10 protein-coding genes and 1 pseudogene (1 of these 11 running past the window's edge) are annotated in these 15,338 nt (G+C 50.7%); 4 read left to right on the forward strand and 7 right to left on the reverse strand.

The window, feature by feature from the left end; genetic code table 11:
- Positions 1 to 330: 330 nt before the first annotated feature.
- The 6 genes from ACSZPK_RS25390 to ACSZPK_RS25415 all read right to left on the reverse strand — a co-directional run bounded on the left by ACSZPK_RS25390 (position 331) and on the right by ACSZPK_RS25415 (position 5,836).
- Complete coding sequence (locus tag ACSZPK_RS25390; protein ID WP_437884404.1) at positions 331 to 1,020, reverse strand: TRADD-N-associated membrane domain-containing protein; 690 nt, start codon at positions 1,018 to 1,020, stop codon at positions 331 to 333.
- Positions 1,021 to 1,800: 780 nt separating this feature from the next.
- Positions 1,801 to 2,661: a hypothetical protein gene (locus ACSZPK_RS25395; protein ID WP_437884405.1), complete on the reverse strand. Its 861-nt coding sequence runs from the start codon at positions 2,659 to 2,661 to the stop codon at positions 1,801 to 1,803.
- A 120-nt stretch (positions 2,662 to 2,781) separates the two neighbouring features.
- Entirely contained in the window at positions 2,782 to 3,234 is a 453-nt protein-coding gene (locus ACSZPK_RS25400; protein ID WP_437884406.1) for a hypothetical protein, read from the reverse strand.
- Between the two features lie 84 nt (positions 3,235 to 3,318).
- Positions 3,319 to 3,870, reverse strand: coding sequence for a hypothetical protein (locus ACSZPK_RS25405; protein ID WP_437884407.1), 552 nt, complete (start codon positions 3,868 to 3,870; stop codon positions 3,319 to 3,321).
- A gap of 574 nt (positions 3,871 to 4,444) precedes the next feature.
- Positions 4,445 to 5,149, reverse strand: coding sequence for a hypothetical protein (locus tag ACSZPK_RS25410; protein WP_437884408.1), 705 nt, complete (start codon positions 5,147 to 5,149; stop codon positions 4,445 to 4,447).
- An 81-nt stretch (positions 5,150 to 5,230) separates the two neighbouring features.
- Entirely contained in the window at positions 5,231 to 5,836 is a 606-nt protein-coding gene (locus ACSZPK_RS25415) for a hypothetical protein (RefSeq protein ID WP_437884409.1), read from the reverse strand.
- Positions 5,837 to 6,383: 547 nt separating this feature from the next.
- Between ACSZPK_RS25415 and ACSZPK_RS25420 the strand changes: the two are divergent.
- The 3 genes and pseudogenes from ACSZPK_RS25420 to ACSZPK_RS25430 form a co-directional block, all read left to right on the forward strand.
- A pseudogene (locus ACSZPK_RS25420) lies at positions 6,384 to 7,507 on the forward strand (tyrosine-type recombinase/integrase); the annotation flags it as partial.
- Between the two features lie 197 nt (positions 7,508 to 7,704).
- On the forward strand, positions 7,705 to 9,837 hold the full coding sequence (locus ACSZPK_RS25425) for a type I secretion system permease/ATPase (protein ID WP_437884410.1): 2,133 nt from the start codon (positions 7,705 to 7,707) through the stop codon (positions 9,835 to 9,837).
- A 3-nt stretch (positions 9,838 to 9,840) separates the two neighbouring features.
- A complete protein-coding gene (locus tag ACSZPK_RS25430; RefSeq protein ID WP_437884411.1) occupies positions 9,841 to 11,256 on the forward strand; it encodes an HlyD family type I secretion periplasmic adaptor subunit in 1,416 nt (471 codons plus the stop codon).
- A 507-nt stretch (positions 11,257 to 11,763) separates the two neighbouring features.
- Here ACSZPK_RS25430 and ACSZPK_RS25435 read toward each other — a convergent pair.
- Entirely contained in the window at positions 11,764 to 12,135 is a 372-nt protein-coding gene (locus ACSZPK_RS25435; protein WP_437884412.1) for a hypothetical protein, read from the reverse strand.
- Positions 12,136 to 13,909: 1,774 nt separating this feature from the next.
- Here ACSZPK_RS25435 and ACSZPK_RS25440 point away from each other — a divergent pair.
- Positions 13,910 to 15,338, forward strand: the 5' end (the start) of a protein-coding gene (locus ACSZPK_RS25440; protein WP_437884429.1) for a calcium-binding protein. 2,768 nt of this gene lie beyond the right edge of the window; 1,429 of the gene's 4,197 nt are visible here — the first part of the coding sequence; the start codon lies at positions 13,910 to 13,912; its stop codon lies off the right edge, out of view.

The following is a 15,338-nucleotide window of genomic DNA, read 5'->3' on the forward strand; positions in this document are numbered from 1 at the left end:
CATCTGCTTCATCGTGATACTCGGGCAACGGGATCGGCGTATTTCAACAGAAACGGGAAGTTAAATTCAGAGTTTCCCTAGGGAGGCGACCTGTATTATTGATTTTTCACCTTGCTTCGGTTGTAAGTCGAACCGAGCCAGCACGGGGGCGCCCTTCAGTAGGGCTGAATTTATAGGGGCACCATTTAATAGCATGCGACACCTCAATATTGCTGCTGGGTCTAACGTTTGGTTAAGGGGCCGGCTTTAGCCGGTCCCGAGTGAGCGAAGCGAGCGACTTGAACCAATTGTTATGAGCTCTCACTTTTTCCTGCAACTTTAAGGGAAAGTTCAGATAGAGTTTTTTTCGCGCAATTGCTCATTAGATATTCTAGAGGCCACTACGCTAGCCAATAGTATTTGGTGTGTATCAACAAGTCTTGAATGAAACCCACCAAGATGCTGCGTAGCTGAAGCATGCATTTTTAGGAAAATTGCAGCGACATAGCTTGTGAGTAGGGTTCCAACGCCGCCAAGAGATGCTGTAATTATCTTGGAGTCTAAGTTCGTTGTGTAATTTATTATTATGTATAAGGTTGCGCCGACTAACGAAATACCGAGAAGCATACACCCTATGCCAACAACGAACACCCAAGTATTTTGGCTTAAATTTAAGCTGTAATACCTCTGCAGCTGAGCATCGTTTAGGCGTAATGTTTTTTCTGCTTTGGTTTCAATTTGTGTGCGCTCAAACTGCTGAAGGTCAATTTCAAATTCGAGTTCCTTTATCTCCTGCTCTATATCTCGAATCCTGCCTCTCAATATCGGAAGCATACCTGCCGGAATGATTATGTAAGCCAATATAATAGGGGCTACTCTTGAATTTATTTCGGAGACCCAAATAAATGCAGGGGCTATCACCGCTAATGTGAGAGTCATGAATATGGCGATGTAGAAAGTGCTTTGTATTTTCCTGCGCCGGGCCTTGAGTTCAGTAACTCTATCGTCGAGGTAGTTTTTCTTGTTTTTACTGGGGCTCACTGATTCCTCCTGAATTCATAACGTTTGGTTAAGGGGCGGGCTTTAGCCCGTCCCAGTGAGCGAAGCGAACGGTTTGAACCACTAGTTAGGTGTGTTCGGTTGAAGGTTGGTGAAAGGGTCTCCATAACACCAAAATGCCCCACCTTTGTATGTGTCTGGTAGCCGTGGATTAAACAAAGCACTTCGCATTGATAGGTCTACGGAGACATGCTCACCAGTGGCCACATAGTGATAAAGTTGTAATGCTAAGAACTGGGCACCAACAGCATTTAACACGGCCTCTAGTGTTGCGTTAGCAAAATGTTCATGGCGCTGATGCTTTAGTTTATTGTAGCTTTTGCTCCACCAGTCGGGCCTTTCCTCTTCCGTCCAGCCCTTCCAGGGCTGGAGAATTAACTGATAACGAGGAATGGCAACCTCGCACTGAGATAGGTGAGGGAATTTTGCTAATAGTATTGGGTAGTATTGAGTGATTTTTGTGGCCCGTGACGATGGTTCGAGAAGCCCGCAAAGCTCATTAAATATTGAGTCCACCTCGGAGGCTGCAAGCACAATGAGCTTTGAAAATTCGTTAGAGTACGATTGGTAATTTGCATGTGAAAACTCTATGTACCTTGCGCACGCAAGCAATTCTGCCTCAACGGCTAAGAAGTAGTTCCAATGTTTTGGAGTTGTGGGCATTGAGGCACCTAACGTTTGGTTAAGGGGCGGGCTTCAGCCCGTCCCAGTGAGCGAAGCGAACTGTTTGAACCACTTGTTAGACGGTAATTTAATAGATGATTATTTGCCTATGACTTCTCTAGCTCTTATTGCTCCTGAGGTTATTATATTGATCGCAGATTTTGTAATTTCCTCGGTTGGAGGCAGCCTGTCGTGGTATTGCAACGAATATTGCCCGTCAGACATTTTTAGAGCTGCAGGTAGATACCTTTGAAGCGTGAAATAGTCGCTTATTTGAATTCCTAGTAATGAAATAATACTGATCTCGCTGGACTTTTCTAAATATTGTGTCAGTGGCTTGAATAAGTTTACAGATTGCTCACCAGATATTTTTCTTAAAAATCTATCACCGTCTGAAATTCTTCTGTCTGGCCTGGGTAGATAATTAGATATTTCTTCAAAGAGCATAGCTTTTGCGATAGCTATTTCAGCTATAGCTTGCTCAAGCTTTTTGCTTTCTAGCAAGCTTTCTGCGCTTTTAATTTTGGTGCGAATATTTGGGTGCGGAATTAATTCGGCTAATGACAGTGAGGTGAACTCTATTGAGTGAAACTCATAGAAGCTGATGGTCAGGAATTCTTCAGTGTATGCTTTAAATTTTTTTGCTTCTGAGATATCTGGTAGGTTGCCGTAGTGCTTGAAGTTAACTCTGGATTTATTTAGTTCTAGAATTTTTGCTTTGAAAGGAAGCGGTATGTTTTTTGTGTTTCCCTTGGCGTTTTTCACAAGGTCAAAAAAACTAGTGAAAGAAGTTTGCTCTTTTGCTTCGGCGTCAAGGCTCTTTAGAAGTGACCAAATAAATATTTCTATTGAATCTTGAAATAGTGAAATTGAAACTCCTGCTGAAACTGGATCGTCTTTTTCAGCATAGCCTGAACCGATCAAGAACAGCCTCTTGGCTAGGAGCAACTGCTCTTTCATGCGTGTTCCTTGTAGTCTAACGTTTGGTTAAGGGGCGGGCTTTAGCCTGTCCCAGTGAGCGCAGTGAACGGTTTGAACCAGCTGTTAGAGATTCATAGCAGAAGATTCTTTAATTTAGCTTTATTTTGAATGTGGACAATATTCAGCAATAAAATTACCCTCGATAAATTTGCCATTTGTAAAATGCATTTTGTATGTTCCGTAGTATCTATTGTCGTCTTCTTTGTATTTGTATGAAACTTCGCCGGACTCGCAGTTATTGCCATATTTAACCGGTACTTTCGGTAGCACTTCAAAGCAATGCCCTAAGTCTTTTACGTCAACGTTTTCTGCTGACTCACCAGGCATTGACTTGGCAGACGAAAACGCTATAGGTGGATTTTTACGTATCGAAGGACATGCGCCATATTCTTCATATAACCAAAAACCTATATCGCCATTTTTTCCACTATCATTCCAGAGTGCATTTATTGTGCTAGGTGCTGCTGAGTAATTCTTGCCCTGAGTTATGTTCGAGCAGCCAGATAGGGAAGCGATCATTACTATCGCCTGAATTAAGTAGGACTTATTCATTTTGATCTCTAACGTTTGGTTAAGGGGCGGGCTTTAGCCCGTCCCAGTGAGCGTAGCGAACGGCTTGAACCAGTAGTTAGGGAATCACACAACATGGTATGAAATTCTCGATTCATTCTGGTACTTGCCATCACTAAACTTCAATGTAATAAAGTATTCTTTTGGTGATTGGGTTTTTGAAACGGGAATTTCAATGTGCATCCAACCATAGTTCATATCTCTGACTGGTATGGTTTCCTGCTTTCCATATTCATGGGTGGCTGATGTGGCATTGGCGCAATCGAAATTATTCCCATTGTCAGTTATCTGGAATATGGCGGACACTTTGCGTCCTGCGCGCACTTCGGCGACGCTTATTTTGTGAGGGATAACAATGACTTTGTGCAGGTGAGGGATGTCCTCGTTCTGGCCAGTTGGACGCTCAAAGTAATATCGCTTTGAGCGTTTATCTTTTTCGAGCGGCGCGATGTTCTTCTCTATGTATTGGCTTTCGGCGTTGTAGGCAATGAACTGAAGAACTCGAGTCATGAGTTCGCTTTTCTTGAAAAAATACAAGCCAATTGCAAAGCTGATTATTCCGCCGAGAAAAGAGCCAATAATTGCCCCTGCCAAGGTTAGCCAGAGTTCGTTGGTCATTGATACTCCTAACGTTTGGTTAAGGGGCGGGCTTTAGCCCGTCCCAGCGAGCGCAGCGAGTGATTTGAACCAGTTGTTAGCCGGGCTCAAAGATTCCATGTGAGTGCAAATATTTTTCTTTTGCTTGGCTGTAAATTCCTGACCATGCTTTGCCAGTGAAGATATCGTTGTTCGTAGTCATCGATAGAGACCCGCCCTTGCTCTGCTTCGTGATTTGTTTCTAACACTGCCGTTGATAGTGTGACAATACTATTTCCCGCTCTGCGGTGTTGAAGGAATAACAGGTCACTTGAGATTAGTGTGAACCTAGGGAGGTCATTCTTTTCGCTTACGATTATTTTTTGTTCTTCCTGCATGTAGTTGATTGTGCGAATTATGCGAAGCGCTTCGTTTCTAAGCTCTGAAAATCTCGAATATCTTGCGACTATAAGCCCAGAATAAAGCCCGCCAATGACGCCAAGTGGGAGACTGAGGATGAGGCTGAGTATGGTTTCTTTTGACATAGGCTAACGTTTGGTTAAGGGGCGGGCTTTAGCCCGTCCTAGTGAGCGAAGCGAACGATTTAAACCAGCTGTTAGACGAGGTATTGAGATAGCACATCGGTTTTCAGTGTTTCGATTAGGCTGTTCATCGATGCCAGATGGACTTCTTCATGATTAATATCTTTGATAGAGGTTAATGCTAAATTTTTTGCCCAGTCTGGCATGGCTGTGGAGTTGGATATAAATTTCTCACTTAGCTCAATGACTTTCTCTTGTGGAAGACGCTTATCCAACAGGCTGAATTCTTCGAAATGCTCAAGGAAGACATCCCTCATAACACCTTCGCACTTCTCAATTACCTCAATCAGGTAATGGCCAAATGCGGTATGGGATGCCGCGCCGCTACGGTTAGTTACAGGGGATGGAGAGATTATAAGCGGGAAGTCATCCTTGATATGTGCTGCTGAGCTAATGTCGAGCCCTCTATGTATTATGCTATTGCGGAGTTCGCGGAGATAAGAATAGTTCTTTTTGCCGTCCGGAAAATTTTCAAAGCTTAACTTTTTATAAAGCAGATCCCGAAAGCGGGTGTTGTTGGGATACTCTTTTTCTAAAAACAACTCAGTAGCGGACAGCAGGCCCGCAAAATACTGAGAATAATATTGCCGCAAATCTTTCTGGCTTTCGACGGATAGGGGGCATCGCAAAGCTAGGGCGTTGCGCAATGAGAGGTTTTTAAGTTCAAAATACCATTTTACTGCTGAAAGCATTTCAGAGGTGCGGATAATGTCTTCCATGGTAACTTCCTTTTAAGAGCGCGGTTCGTCTAACGCCTGAATTAAGCCGAGCCGCGAAGCGGCTTCGGCTTGAGTAAGTTGTTAGGGACCAGCAAGGGCCGCCAGTTCTAGGCTGTGAAGAAGTTCATAGGCCATTTGCCGAATCGCTACAAAGTGAGCGTTTGAGATTGGCTCGCTGTGCTCAACTCCGTCTCTGGTGGTGACGAAGTGGCCGAGGCCACCTGCGCTTGATAGCTCCTGGTACTCCCGGGATAGCTTGGAGTCTACGTGCGCACCACCGTCCTGATTTGCAGCCGCAAGAACAATTTTCCTGCGCGATAAACGGGTTTCGGGGTTGAGCACGTAGACAATTTGCTCCCACCACTGTTGGGCAGGAATAAGTTGTTTTATAGGTCCATCGCCCAAGCTTGGTACGTAGCTCATGCCGCCGGGACCGAACCGCATTGATCCGAGCCCGAAGTACATAACAAGTCCAAGTGAGTCGCCGCCGGTGGTGGTGCTAACCAAGTTGATGCTCGTAGCCCCAAGATGGGTCAGCAACGAAGTGGAACTCTGGGTTTGATGCAGGAGTATGCGCATGATCACTGCCATGCGAATAGCTTCATCCTCATGTCCGGAATCGTATGCGGCAGCTGATCTTGCTAGAAAGTTGAGCTGTCGACTTAGATGAGCTTTAAAGTCTGTCATGGTCCCTAACTATAAATAGACACCAATTGGTGCATAACTCCCAGGACGGGTGTGGTGTATAACATTCCTTGTTCCTTTGGCTATCCGTGTCTAGGCTGAGGCTTTTAGCGTGTCGATGAGCGTATAAGGGAGTTATACACCATGGATGGGCAGCCACGTTTGCTCGACCAAATACGGGAGCAAATTCGCCTCCGACACTACTCGATCCTCACGGAGCGTGTCTATTGCAGGAGGGGTACGCCGTGCGGCAGGAATAGATCCGCAAAGGCCGAGGCAGCTCATGCGAATTTCGCAGCATGTGGCTGCGTCGTCACCAGTGCTCAGCACTAAGCGATACCTGCTCTGATCCTGACCGTCAGCTTTTGGTGGTGCAGCATCAGAGACTCAAGCCTCAGAGTGAACTGTCTCCGTCACAGCCTTAGATGAGCCCGCGCCTCGTGACATCGGGCTTCCGGTATTCCATTTGGTATTCCAGAACCACTTTTTAAACCGAGTTTTTTCAACCAAAAGATTGGCTTATCCAATCAATTCAGATCACCCCGGCTCCGCGATGATGTGGAACTTCAACTACCTCCATCCGCTGACCAAGAGCCGTATCAACATGGCGCTTGGTCCGTATCCCGAGCTTTCCCTGGCGAATGCTAGAAAGAAGGCTTTCGAAGCTCGTGAACTGCTCGTCCAGGGCATTGATCCTAAGGATCACCGTGGTGCAGCAGAAGAAGCCAGGCGAGCAGAAATGGAGCACACCTTCGAGAACGTGGCCAGCGCCTGGTTCGAGCTCAAAAAAGACTCAGTGACCACTGCATACGCCGAAGATATCTGGCGCTCGCTCACGCTGCACGTCATGCCGAATCTGAAAACCACACCGATATACAAAATAACCGCGCCCATGGTCATCGAGTTACTCCGGCTACTGGAGGCCAAAGGCAGCCTGGAGACGGTAAAGCGGGTATCCCAGCGCCTCAACGAGATCATGACCTACGCGGTCAACCCGGGAATGATCTTCTCCAACCCGCTCGGCGGTATCAGAGCAGTCTTCAATAAACCGAAGAAAGAGAACATGGCCGCGCTACCACCTGAGGAGCTTCCAGAGTCCATGATGGAAATCGCGAACGCCAGCATCAAGCGCATCACCCGCTGCCTGATCGAATGGCAACTGCACACCATGACGCGTCCAGTCGAAGCCGCCACCACACGATGGGCAGACATAAACTTCGAAAAACGTTTATGGAGCGTCCCTGCGGAGCGCATGAAAAAGAAACGCCCGCACATCATCCCAATAACTGATCAGGCTCTTTCTTTACTGGAAACGCTCAAGCCTCTCAGCGGTAATCGTGAATACGTCTCCCGGCCGATAGAAGTCCGCGCACCCACGCTAACAGCCAGACTGCGAATATGGTGTTGAAACGCATGGGCTTCCAGGACCGTATGGTCAGCCACGGCTTGCGCTCCATGGCCAGCACCATTCTTAACGAACATGGCTGGGACCCGGAACTGATCGAAGTCGCGCTCTCGCATGTGGACCAGAACGACGTCCGCAGTGCCTACAACCGAGCCGAATACATCGAGCGCCCTCGACCAATGATGGCGTGGTGGAGTGAGTACATTCAGAAGGCGGTGACGGGGAGTTTGTCAGCTACGGCGATCAATGCTACGAGGGGGCAAGGCTGATCCCTTTGTTTATATTCGAATGCTTTTTATGCCCGCAATTCAGTCACTGTGTATCTGGTCTATGGGACGGGGGAGTGTGTCAAAGAGCAAATATTGACGATGCCAATTTGACATCTACTAGCTTTAGGCAGTATTTAGCGCATCTGCCATGGGAGGCTTCTATTTAGGAGGCTTCGGGCTTTTTGGGACGACAGTGAATGGACTCAATAGGATGCGGCTCGTCGGTAATCGACACTGGCCTTGTAAGCCTTGTGATACTTGCCCGTTTCCACAACCTAGCGGCCTCGGCTGAACAGCTCGCTCATGAGTTCACGCCGCCAGGCGAGTTTTTCGGTAAGGCTGAATTGCTCCTTGCCGCCAAGCAGCTCGGTCTCAAAGCCAAGCTGGCCCGCAGCACCGTTTCTCGCCTTTCGACAACACCACTTCCCGCCATCGCAGCCGACCAGAACGGCAAGTTCTTCATCATCGCGCGCCTGGATGACGGCAAGGCCCTGATTCACGATCCACTTTCTCAACGACCCGAGGTTCTCTCCTTCGACGACCTGGAGCAGCGCTGGACGGGCGAGCTGATCCTGATTCGCTCGCAAGCCTCCCTCGCAGGCGAACTCTCCAAGTTCGACTTCACCTGGTTCATTCCGGCCATCGTCAAGTACCGCAAGCTGCTGGGCGAAGTGCTGATGGTGTCTTTCGTCCTGCAAATCTTCGCGCTGCTCACACCGCTGTTTTTCCAGGTGGTGATGGACAAGGTGCTGGTCCATCGTGGCCTGACCACCCTCGATGTAATCGCCATCGGCCTGCTGGGCATCATGCTGTTCGAAACCCTACTCAGCGGCTTGCGCAGTTACGTGTTTGCCCATACCGCTAGCCGTATCGATGTCGAGCTGGGTTCCCGATTATTCCGGCACCTGATCACCTTACCACTGGCCTATTTCCAGGCGCGTCGCGTGGGCGATTCCGTTGCCCGTGTGCGCGAGCTGGAAAACATCCGCAGCTTCCTCACCGGCAACGCCATCACCCTGATCCTCGATGTGCTGTTCTCGGTGGTGTTCATCGCTGTGATGTTCTTCTACAGCGGCTGGCTGACGCTGATCGTATTGCTGTCGCTGCCGTTGTACTTCATCACCTCGTTCTTCATCACACCGCTGCTACGCGCGCGCCTGCAAGAGAGCTTCACACGGGGCGCTGAGAACCAGGCGTTTCTGGTGGAGACCGTCAACGGTATCGACACCCTGAAATCCATGGCGGTGGAGCCCCAGGTCAACCGCAAATGGGACAACCAACTGGCCGGTTACGTAGCGGCCAGCTTCAAGACCCAGACCCTGTCCACCATCGCCAATGAAAGTGTGGGGCTGATCGGCAAGCTGGTGACTGTGGCCACCCTGTGGTTCGGGGCGCGGCTGGTGATCGACGGTGACCTGAGCGTTGGCCAACTGATCGCCTTCAACATGCTCGCCGGTCGAGTCTCGCAACCGATCATGCGCCTGGCTCAGCTATGGACGAACTTCCAGCAGACCGGCGTTTCGGTGCAGCGTCTGGGCGATATCCTTAACAGCCGCACCGAGATTTCCCAGGCCTCGCGCAGCGCCTTGCCGCCGATCAAGGGCAATGTCGAATTCGACCAGGTGCACTTCCGTTACCGCGCCGATGGCTCGGAAGTCCTGCGAGGGGTGAGCGTCCAGATCGCCGCAGGCGAAGTGATCGGGATTGTCGGTCGATCCGGATCGGGTAAAAGCACCCTGACCCGGCTGCTACAGCGGCTCTACACGCCTGAGCGCGGGCGTGTGCTGGTCGACGGCATGGACTTGGCGCTGGCCGATGTCTCCTCGCTGCGTCGGCAGATCGGTGTAGTGCTACAGGACAACATGCTGTTCGCCCGTAGCATCCGCGAGAACATCGCCCTGACCGACCCAGGTGCACCCATCGAGATGGTCATGCAAGCGGCCAAGCTCGCTGGCGCCCATGAGTTCATCCTTGAGCTCCCCGAAGGTTACGACACCGTCGTCGGGGAACACGGTGCGTCGCTATCCGGCGGCCAGCGCCAACGTATTGCGATTGCCCGTGCGCTGATAGGCAATCCTCGCATCCTCATCTTCGACGAAGCCACCAGTGCGCTGGACTACGAGTCCGAACGCGTAATCCAGCAGAACATGCAGGCGATCTGCAAAGGCCGCACGGTGATCATCATCGCCCACCGCCTTTCTGCCGTACGCGATGCCAACCGCATCGTGGTGATGGATCGCGGCCAGATCGTCGAGCAAGGCACACACGCTGAACTCCTCACCCACCAAGCAGGCCACTACTCCCGACTCCACCGCTTACAACAGGGTTAAGCCATGAGCGCCAGACGCGAACTGATCAACCGCTATCGCAGTGCGTGGCGGCACTCGTGGCGTAACCGCAAGGCCATGGACGCACCGGCCCGGCTCCACCACGAAGTGCAGTTTTTGCCGGCTGCCCTGGCGATTCAAGAGCAGCCGGTGCACCCGGCGCCTCGCTATATCCAGTGGTCGATCATCGCTTTCGCAGCCCTGGCACTGCTCTGGGCCTGCATCGGTGAAATCGACGTGGTGGCCACGGCTACCGGCAAGATCGTGCCCAACGGCAAGACCAAGATCATCCAGCCCAGCGAAGTGGCGGTGGTCAAGGCGATCCATGTCTACGATGGCCAGCAGGTGAAGGCTGGTGATCTGCTGATCGAACTGGACCCGAGCATGACCGGCGCCGATGTGGATCGGGTTAAGAGCGATCTGCTGGCTGCGCAGGTGGACAGTGCCCGCGCAGGCACTTTGTTAACGGCCATCCAGAACAAGAGTGAACCCGCTTCACTGGCTGAGCGCATCCCGCAAGCCAGTGCGGAGCAGCAATTGGCTGCACAGCGCTGGGTACAGGGCCAGTACCTGGAACTGCGCAGCACGCTTGATCAGATTGGTGCCGAGATCGAACAGCGCCAGGCAGAAATCCAGGCAGCCCAAGCCACCGTTGCCTCTCTAAAACAGACTCTGCCGATCTCCCAGCAACTGGCCGATGACTACAAGCGACTGCTCGACAAACAGTACGTGGCCAAACACGCCTACTTGGAGAAGCAACAACTGCTGCTCGACCAGCAGCGTGAGATGAGCGTGCAGCAAGCCCGCGTCATCGAACTCAGCGCCTCGCGCAAGGAAGCCGAGCGTCGCCAACAAACCGCTGTTGCCCAGACCCGCCGCGCAATGCTTGACCTGCAACACGAGGCTGATCAGCGAGCCGCAGCGCTAACTCAGGATCTCAAGAAGGCTGAACAACGCGACCGCCTTACTCGCCTGACGGCCCCTGTTGACGGCACCGTGCAACAACTGGCGATCCACACCAATGGCGGCGTTGTTACCGAAGCTCAGCCATTGATGGTGATCGTGCCCAGTGATCAGCCAGTGGAAGTGGAAGCGATGCTGGAAAACAAGGACATCGGTTTTGTACGTCCGGGCCAAGAAGTGGAAGTGAAAGTCGAGACCTTCAACTTCACCAAGTACGGCGTGGTGCATGGCACGGTGCAGAGCATCTCCAACGATGCCATCGAAGACGAGAAACTGGGGTTGGTGTACAGCACGCGGATTCAGCTCAAGGAAAACAGTATTCAGGTCGGCGAGAGCCGCATCGAACTATCGCCGGGCATGGCAGTACGGGCGGAAGTGAAGACCGACAAGAGAAAGGTGATCGATTACTTCTTGAGTCCGCTCAAGGAGTATCGCGGTGAGAGTATGAAGGAACGATAACTGTGAGTGCGGATATGACTATGCTTGCCCTGTTGTTTTTACCATCACTGGCATTTGCGTTGACTGCGATCTCGAACTTATGGCGTGCTCAAGGCAAGGTCGTTAGTACATCCTATCGTCGCTTAGAACAGGCTACTTATATAGCATTATTGATTGAGGCGCTTATTTTTACTGTTATGTTGATTGCTTAAGGAGATAGCTATTACAACAATTGATAATGACTTCCCCACGCCAACCTACGATGACTATCCAATTGTAATAGATTTCGGCGTTGCCATATTTCTACGAGGAATTATTGCCTTGGTCGAGTTTGAGTGCCCGGAGAGAAGCAGCAAAGACTGAGTAATAGGGTGGGTTATGTTTTTTACGTCTGAGCTAACGGAAGATATGTACTGGCAGTACAAGGTTTGTGGCAGAAGTAGAGGGTAACTCGTGGCAAACCCGTGCGACCGAAGCAGAGGGCATTGATTGAGTGAAATTGTGGTCCGTTCCCTATATATCGATATTTCAGGATTTTTCACAGGAAGATTCGTAAATGAATATATCCAAAATAGAACACTTATACATATTTATTTGCGCTGCCACAATATTTTTCTCTGGTGTTTCCTCAGGGGTAGCACTAATGATCTTGGCGGTACTTGCATGTATGGCTTTTTTCCCCTCATACAGAGTCCTCTGGGAGGTCATGGGGGGGGTGACTTTATCGAGAATAATCATTACATGCATCGCTGTGACACTAATTTTATCAATATCAGTATCGATTGTTGATACATCAAAACCAGCAGAGGCATCCATAATTTTTATTGCTACGTATTTGGCGTCAAAAACATACAGGCTATTAGTCATAGCTGTGATAGGGAAATGGAGATTATAAGTCATGAGTAAATATGGAACAATAGCCGCGTTGGTGAAAAATGCAGATAGAATAATATCCGCTATAGATACGTATTCTGATCTTCAGGACATAGACTCTGCGCTGGGGGTGGCTCAAGCTGTTTCACAGTTCTTTGGTGTGGCTGCAGTCGCAGGACTCACTGAGGTAGGGGTAAGTAAATTATTACAAAAAGCTGGCCTAGATAGAGTCTTTGATTCTTTAAAGCAAAAGAAGGAGTTTCGAGACTATCTGCAGGATCAATTACATATTCAAGATATCTCTGGGACTTCCGTAGCTTTATTGGTTGACTTTGGTATCTCCTATTTCAATGAAAACGTGTCCATTGGTAGTTGGGCGTACGATTACATTCATGACGATGTAAATGCTTATTTTGACGCTGCACTCAAAACCGCCTCCCCAATCGTTCTAGATCTTGATGGCGACGGTATAGAAACCTTCGGTGCCAATGGTCAAGTTTTGTTCGATCACGATGGCGATGGCGATAAGCACGGCTCAGGCTGGGTCAAGTCCGACGATGGTCTGCTGGTGCTAGATCGCAATGGAAATGGCACCATAGACAGTGGCCGTGAATTGTTCGGTGAGAACACCCTGTTGTCCGATGGCAGTAAGGCCAAGGATGGCTTCGAGGCCATGCAGGATGTAGATAGCAATGCCGATGGCAAGCTGGATTCCAGCGATACTGCCTGGGCCGATATGCGTGTATGGCGCGATTTGAATGGAGACGGTATTAGTCAGTCTAGTGAACTCTTTACTTTGCAGGAACTGGGTATCGAAAGCATCAGTACCGGTTCAGATGGCAAGACAGTCAATCTGGGGAACAACAACCATATAGAAGGCTCCAGCACCTTCCAGTGGGATCAGGCTCATGGTGGTGGAACTGGTATTGCCGCCGATGTTTATTTCGAAGAGAGCAAGTTCTACCGCGAGTTCGACGATGTGGTGGAGATTCCCGCTGAACTGGCTGGTAAGCCCAATATGCGTGGTTCTGGCGCTGTCCGCGATCTGCGCGAGGCCGCTGTAGGCAGTCAGTCCCTGCAGAGCGCCCTGACCGCTTATTCCCAGGCAGGCAGCCGCCTGGAACAACAGGCATTGCTGGGGCAATTGATCAGTGCTTGGGCTTCCACCTCGGGATTCCGCACTTTTGACGAGCGAGTTGCCGACCTGGCCGGCGACGCTGTCTACGATGTGGCCTTCGCCTATTCCTGGGACCTACATAATAAGATAAAGTTTGCTTCTGGTAGTTCTGGCTCTGGCTCTGGCTCTGGTGGAGGTTCGATCGCACTAGGTGAGGAGCAGGAAGACGACTCGCCGACTGCTCTTCAGTTGGAGACGAAAGAGCTGCTGGAAATGGTCAAGGTTCTCGAAGTGTTTAACAACCAGAACTTCTTCGAGTTCAAGTCGGCTACATCCAGTAAGTCAGGTGATCTGATCACAATTTCGTACTCCGCTGGTGCGCAAGGACGTAGTGGTTCTGGAAGCCTGGCCTTAGGCACGACCTATTACCTGACTGAAGAAGACTTCAGCTTTGGCTCGCAGCAGAAGGCCAATATTCGAGCGGCCTATCAGGCGCTGATGGAATCGGTATACAGCGGTCTGCTGCTGCAAACGCGTCTCAAACCTTACCTTGACGAGGTTTCGTTCGCTCTAAATGAGAACGGCGTGACCTTGGACTATAGTGGTGCCATTGCTCGACTGGAGCAGGTACATGGCAACGATCCAGTCAAGGGTGTTGTTGACCTGATCGAATTTAGCTCAGCAATGGCTGGCAGTATCGGCTGGGCTTCCAGCCAGATCGAACTGGCGGGTACTTGGGCACGACAACTGAATAACCTGCAACTCGACGAGCTGAAAGTGCAGTTGGGCACAGATAGCAGCCTGCAGATAGATACGGCGACCAGCAGCACTTTGCAAGGCGGCGCAGGCTTCGATTTTCTGTTTGGCGAAGCAGGCAGCGACACTTTGAATGGTAATAATGGTACCGATTTCCTGGATGGAGGGGCTGGCAATGACCGCTTAAATGGCGGTAATGGCAATGACATTCTCCTCGGTGGCGAAGGTAACGACTACCTGTACGGCGACGCTGGCGACGATATCCTCGAGGGTAGTGTTGGCAATGACAACCTTAATGGGGGGGCCGGCAGCGACGTGTATCGCTTCAGCCGCGGTTGGGGCCAGGACACCATCAGTAACTACGACACGAGCACGAACAAGACCGATGCGATTGAGTTTGCAGCGGATATCGCGCCCAGTGACATCGTGGTCAGTCGTTCAGGCGCCAACTTGATCCTGACTTTGGCAGGTACTACCGACGAGATCACGGTGACGAGTTACTTCAGTGCTGATGGCGCCAGTAACTATCGTCTTGAAGAGATCCGTTTTGCCGATGGTACGACCTGGGATATCGCGACGGTCAAGGCCATGGCTATCACGGGTACTGACGCGGCTGACACACTTACCGGATACGCCACGGATGACAGTATTTCCGCAGGTGCCGGTAACGATTATGTCTACGGTGGCGCAGGCAATGATTCACTGAGCGGCGGAGAGGGTAGCGATAGGCTTTACGGTGAGGATGGTAATGATGTGCTCAATGGCGATGCCGGTGATGACAAGCTCTATGGTGGCAGTGGCAACGACATCCTGATTGGTGGTACGGGCAACAACACCCTGTCAGGTGATGCCGGATCGGATACCTACCAGTTCAGCCGTGGCTGGGGCCAGGACACCGTCAGTAACTACGACACGAGCGCGAACAAGACCGATGCGATTGAGTTTGCGGCGGATATCACGCCTAGCGACATCGTGCTCAGCCGCTCAGGTTCCAGCTTGGTTCTGAGCTTGGCAGGTACCACCGACAAGATCACGGTCAGCAGCTACTTCAATGAGGATGGCACGAGCAACTATCGCCTTGAGGAAATCCGTTTTGCCAATGGCATGACCTGGGATATCGCAACGGTCAAGGCCATGGCGATCACGGGCACCGACGTGGCCGACACGCTTACTGGTTATGCCATGGATGACAGTATTTCCGCAGGCGCCGGTAACGACTATGTCTACGGCGGTGCGGGCAACGACATCCTGATTGGTGGTGCAGGTAATGATTACCTGTCGGGTGATGCCGGTTCTGATACCTACCAGTTCAGCCGAGGCTGGGGTCAGGACACCGTCTACAACTACGACACGAGCC

The organism is Pseudomonas sp. LRF_L74, assembly GCF_965644255.1.
Taxonomy (GTDB): Bacteria; Pseudomonadota; Gammaproteobacteria; order Pseudomonadales; family Pseudomonadaceae; genus Aquipseudomonas.

Bases quoted from the DNA above. Each gene is read 5' to 3' on its own strand.
- ACSZPK_RS25395 (WP_437884405.1), bottom strand. From the start codon at position 2,661: ATGAAAGAGCAGTTGCTCCTAGCCAAGAGGCTGTTCTTGATCGGTTCA.
- ACSZPK_RS25400 (WP_437884406.1), bottom strand. From the start codon at position 3,234: ATGAATAAGTCCTACTTAATTCAGGCGATAGTAATGATCGCTTCCCTA.
- ACSZPK_RS25405 (WP_437884407.1), bottom strand. From the start codon at position 3,870: ATGACCAACGAACTCTGGCTAACCTTGGCAGGGGCAATTATTGGCTCT.
- ACSZPK_RS25410 (WP_437884408.1), bottom strand. From the start codon at position 5,149: ATGGAAGACATTATCCGCACCTCTGAAATGCTTTCAGCAGTAAAATGG.
- ACSZPK_RS25415 (WP_437884409.1), bottom strand. From the start codon at position 5,836: ATGACAGACTTTAAAGCTCATCTAAGTCGACAGCTCAACTTTCTAGCA.
- ACSZPK_RS25425 (WP_437884410.1), top strand. From the start codon at position 7,705: ATGGACTCAATAGGATGCGGCTCGTCGGTAATCGACACTGGCCTTGTA.
- ACSZPK_RS25430 (WP_437884411.1), top strand. From the start codon at position 9,841: ATGAGCGCCAGACGCGAACTGATCAACCGCTATCGCAGTGCGTGGCGG.
- ACSZPK_RS25435 (WP_437884412.1), bottom strand. From the start codon at position 12,135: ATGACTTATAATCTCCATTTCCCTATCACAGCTATGACTAATAGCCTG.